Here is a 4,349-nt window from a genome sequence, read left to right on the forward strand (position 1 = left end):
CCGCCGCGGGTGGTCGAGGGGGCGGAGCAGCTCGCCGGCCCCTTGCGCTCCGCGTTGCGGAGCGTCGTCGAGCGGGTGGTGGGCGAGGTGGTCGCGAGCGACGCGTTCGAGCGGGCCTGGGAGGCCGCCAACGGCGAGGCGCACGATGCGCTGCTGAGGGTGCTCACCGGCCGGGACGGCGGTGTGGTGCGCGCCGAGGGCGAGGACGTGCAACTGGACCTCGGCGAGGTCGTCGACGAGGTGCGTGACCGCCTGGTCGACGCGGGCTTCGAGCAGGCCGCCGCGATCCCGCACAGCGAGCGCACGATCACCCTGTTCCACGCCGAGGAGCTGAGCCGGGCCCAGAACGCGCTGCGGCTGCTGACCGTGCTCGGTGTCTGGCTGCCCCTGGTGACGCTGGTCCTGGCGGCGCTGGCCGTGTGGGCGGCGCCCGCCCACCGCCTCATGCTGGTGATCGCGGCGCTCGGCACGGGCGTGATGATGCTGGTGCTGCTGGCGGTGCTGGCCTTCGCCCGGCAGCGCTACCTGGACTCGGTGCCGCCCGCGGCTCTGCCTGCCGAGGCGGCGGCGGAGGCCTTCGACACCCTCGTGCGGTTCCTGCGCGCCAGCGCGCTCACCCTGCTCGTCGTCTCCCTGATCACGGCCGCGGCGGCCTACCTGTACGGTCCGGGACGTCTCGCGCACGGTGTCCGGTCCGCGGTGAACCGGGGCGCGGCGGCCGTCGGCGGCGCGCTGTCGCGGAAGGGGCTGCGGACCGGGCCGACGGGTCGTTGGCTGGCCGGCCACCGGTCCCTGACGACCGGTGTGGTCATCGCCGCCGGGGCCGTGACCCTGATGCTGTGGAACTACCCCACCGTGGGCGCGGTGGCGCTCGTGGTCGGCCTGGTCGTACTCGTACTGCTCGCTCTCGCCGTGGCCGCGTCGGCGGCCGGAGGGGACGAGGACACGACGGAGCCGGCGCCCGGCGGTTCCCTGAGCTGACCGGGGTGCGCGGGCCGCCGCCCACGGCGGCTCGCGTCCGCTTTCACCCGCGCCGGGTGAGGCCGCCGGGGCCGGCCCTACGCACGGTGGGGGTGAGGAAGAGCGTTCTGAGCCCTTCCCCGGGAACGGAGGAGAAGAAATGAGCGCACCGACGTATCTCGCCTACGACTTCCCGCTGCTGAGCGCCTTCTGGGCCATCCTCTGGTTCTTCCTGTGGGTCCTGTGGATCATCCTGCTCTTCCGTGTCATCGCCGACGTGTTCCGCGACGACGACCTGAGCGGATGGGCGAAGGCGGGCTGGCTGGCGTTCACCGTCCTGCTGCCCTTCCTGGGTGTGTTCGTGTACGTGATCGCCCGGGGGAAGGGCATGGGACGCCGGGAGATGGCGAAGGCCCACGCGCAGCAGGAGGCGTTCGACAGCTACGTCCGGCAGACCGCCGCCGGCGGTGCCGCCCGCAGCAGCGTCGACGAACTCCACCGACTGTCGGAACTCCGCACCCGTGGCGACATCACGGAGGAGGAGTTCGTCCGCGCGAAGGAACTGGTCCTGAGCGGCCACGGCACGGCGGCGGGCCCGGGCACCGCGCCGGGATCCGCTCACGAACGGTGAAGGGGGCGCCGTGAGAACGAAGGGAACACCACGATGAGTACGACGCAATCGAAGAGCACGAGCACGGCGAAGCAGGACTGGGCCGTCGGCCTGACCATGTTCGCGGCGGTGATGCTCTCGATCACCGGCATCCTCGCGATCCTGCGCGGCATCATGGGGATAGCCGAGGACGACGTCTTCGTCGCCACTCCCGACTACGTCTTCCAGTTCGACCTCACCGGATGGGGCTGGATGCACCTGATCCTCGGTGCCCTCGCCTTCCTCGTGAGTCTCGGGCTGTACAAGGCGGCCCTGTGGGCGCGGATCGCGGGCGTGATCATCGCCGGCCTCGTGATCCTCGGGAACTTCCTCTCCATGCCGTACTACCCGTTCTGGTCGCTTGTGGTGATCGCCATCGCCGGGTTTGTGATCTGGGCGCTGTGCGTGGTCCGGCAGGACGCGACGACTGCTCTGTACGGGAGTCCCCCCGAGGACGTGTGACGGGGTCTCACCCTGTCCCTAGTCGGAGACGCCGAGGTCTTCGCGCATGAGGTGGCGCATGGCCGTGAGGGCGGGTTCGGCGGCCTTCAGGTCGAGGAGGGCCTGTTGCGGCGTCTCCCCCGCCCTCGGTATGCCGCGGTCGATGCGCTTGGCCACGGCGTCGATCCGTGACAGGACGGCGTTCAGTTCGCGGGAGGCGTCGAGTACCGCTTCGGGGACGACCATCTGCGCCTCGGCGTAGCGGTCCCGGTAGTCCCGCCGGGCCTGTTCGACCTCCACGCGGTCGTCGTCGGTGTACACCCCGTCCCGCAGTCGGTGCAGGGCGTCCTTCAGCATCGTGTGGAAGTGGCGGGAGGCGCGGTTCATCGCGGTGTACGCGGTCCGGCGCTCGTCGAGGAGGCGCTTCCGCTCCTCGAGCCGGCGTTCCTGGGCCCGCTGCCGCCTCGTCACCCACGTCGTGACGACGGGTGCCAGCAGGGTTCCGAGCACTCCGACGACGGCGGTGATCATCGCGGCGGTCGTGGCACCCATGCGGCCGAGCCTAGCGGCTGGTCGACGTGGGGTGTGGGGGCGGTCGTTCGCCGCCGTCACCGGACGTACCGTGGGCGCATGGTGATGGCAACGGTTCGCGAGTGGCACGACGAAGAGGGCTGGGGCGTGCTCGACAGCCCCGAGACGCCGGGCGGCTGCTGGGGGCACTACTCCGTACTCCGGATGGACGGTTTCCGGACGCTGACAGCCGGGCAGCGGGTGGAGTTGCGGTGGGAGGACCCCGGGTTCAGGCAGGACGGGTATCCGTACCGGGCCGTGTCCATCGCGCCCTGAGAAGTGCCCTGAAGGGGCGCTGAAGGGGCACTGAGAGTACGTGCCCTGAGGGTGGGCGTGGGGGGCGCGGTGCGGGTGAGGGGTGCTCCCCGGGACGCACCCCGTGGCACCGTCGTGCGCCTTCCCGTCGGCGGCGCCGCCGGGTGAGTCTGGAGGCGCTGAGCGGCCCGGCGAGTGGTCATGACGGCCACGAGGACGTCGGCGGCGCGGCCCGTCGAGGGGCGTCTGGTCAACGCCCGGAGGGGGAGGGTCGTGCGCCCCGAGGGGGAGGACGGTCCCCGTCCCGACAAGGGACGGGGACCGTACGGGCCGGGCGCGGCAGCCGAGAGCCGTCGGGTCACGGGAGCCGTCGGGTCACGGGGTCACGGCGGGTCGGTGAGCAGCGTGAGGGCCGTCGCCATGAACGGGTCGCGGGCGGTGAACCGCCGTGTCGTCAGCCCGACGACGGCGGTGTCGGTTTCCGGTCGGAAGCCGAGGAATGCCTGCTGCCCGCAGGTGGCGCCGCCGTGGGAGTACGCGACGCCGTGCCTGGTGGGGGTGACGAACCAGGTCGCGCTGTGGATGTGGCGGTGGCCGAGGCCGCGCCGGAGCATGGGTTGCCGTACGGCCCGCAGGGCGTCGGCGAGCGCGCCCGGGCCGTGTCGTTCCGGGTGCAGGTGGGCTTCGAGGTAGGTCAGCAGGTCGTGCGGGGTGGCGCGGAGGGCGCCGGCCGGGGAGAACCCGGCGGCGAGCAGGGGCGGTACGGGCGTGCGGCCGTCCTTGCGGTGGCCGACGGCGTCGGTGCCCGGGCCGCTCGGGCGCGTTCCGCTGTCGCTCATGCCGAGCGGGGTGAGGATGTGCCCGGCCAGCAGGGTGTTCCAGTCGGTGTCGGAGCCGGCGGCCAGGGCTTGGCCGAGTACGGCGGCGCCGAAGTTGGAGTAGCGCCAGCGGGCGCCCGGGCGGTGGCGGGGGCGCGCGGAGGCGCGGACGAAGGCGGCCACCAGTCGGGCCGCCGGGTAGCCGGCGTACGGGTTGGTGCACCGGTCGGTGATCACGGCGGGGTAGAGGTCCGGCGGGAGCCGAGGCAGGCCGGAGGTGTGGGTGGCGAGATGCAGCAGGGTGGCCGGCCTGTCGCCGAGCGGGTGCCGGGGTGTGAGGTGCGTCAGCGCCGGGTCGAGCCAGGACAGCCGGCCCTCGTGGTGGAGTCGGGCCAGCAGCAGCACGGTGGCGGTCTTGGTGGCGGAGCCGACCTCGTAGCGCAGCCGCTCCCGGGCGACGGGGGTGGGCGGCCCGTCGCCGCCGGCGCACACGGCGCGGCGGCCGGCGCGGGAGTACGCGAACACGGTGTCGTACGCGTCGACGGCCTGGACGGCGTCGGCCAGGCGGTACCGGAGTCGGGGGTCGTCGAGGTCTCCGCTGTGGACGGGCCCGGTCCGCGGCGTGCCGGGGCCGGTGGGCCGGGCCCGTCCACAGC

Annotated in this window: 6 protein-coding genes; 4 read left to right on the forward strand and 2 right to left on the reverse strand. The window is 73.1% G+C overall.

The genetic code is table 11. The annotated features are described in order from the left end of the window. The 3 genes from FNX44_RS28270 to FNX44_RS24260 form a co-directional block, all read left to right on the forward strand. The coding region (locus FNX44_RS28270) for a hypothetical protein (protein ID WP_173019274.1) at positions 1 to 981 on the forward strand (981 nt) is incomplete at its 5' end. Between the two features lie 139 nt (positions 982 to 1,120). Beyond that, positions 1,121 to 1,591: an SHOCT domain-containing protein gene (locus FNX44_RS24255; protein ID WP_143651088.1), complete on the forward strand. Its 471-nt coding sequence runs from the start codon at positions 1,121 to 1,123 to the stop codon at positions 1,589 to 1,591. Between the two features lie 33 nt (positions 1,592 to 1,624). Further along, positions 1,625 to 2,071 carry a DUF7144 family membrane protein gene (locus FNX44_RS24260; RefSeq protein WP_143651089.1) on the forward strand — a complete coding sequence of 149 codons (447 nt, stop codon included), beginning with the start codon at positions 1,625 to 1,627 and terminating at the stop codon, positions 2,069 to 2,071. Between the two features lie 18 nt (positions 2,072 to 2,089). On the opposite strand, the gene FNX44_RS24265 is transcribed toward FNX44_RS24260, so the two are convergent. Beyond that, a complete protein-coding gene (locus FNX44_RS24265; protein WP_143651091.1) occupies positions 2,090 to 2,602 on the reverse strand; it encodes a hypothetical protein in 513 nt (170 codons plus the stop codon). A 78-nt stretch (positions 2,603 to 2,680) separates the two neighbouring features. Here FNX44_RS24265 and FNX44_RS24270 point away from each other — a divergent pair, with 78 nt between their 5' ends. Next, the gene (locus tag FNX44_RS24270; RefSeq protein ID WP_143651093.1) at positions 2,681 to 2,896 is read left to right on the forward strand and encodes a cold-shock protein; all 216 of its coding nucleotides are present in this window, start codon (positions 2,681 to 2,683) and stop codon (positions 2,894 to 2,896) included. A 362-nt stretch (positions 2,897 to 3,258) separates the two neighbouring features. On the opposite strand, the gene FNX44_RS24275 is transcribed toward FNX44_RS24270, so the two are convergent. Continuing rightward, positions 3,259 to 4,349: serine hydrolase domain-containing protein (locus tag FNX44_RS24275; RefSeq protein ID WP_228450175.1), on the reverse strand; the 1,091-nt coding region annotated here is incomplete at its 5' end.

The sequence above is a fragment of the Streptomyces alkaliterrae genome, assembly GCF_007097205.2.
Lineage (GTDB): Bacteria > Actinomycetota > Actinomycetes > Streptomycetales > Streptomycetaceae > Streptomyces > Streptomyces alkaliterrae.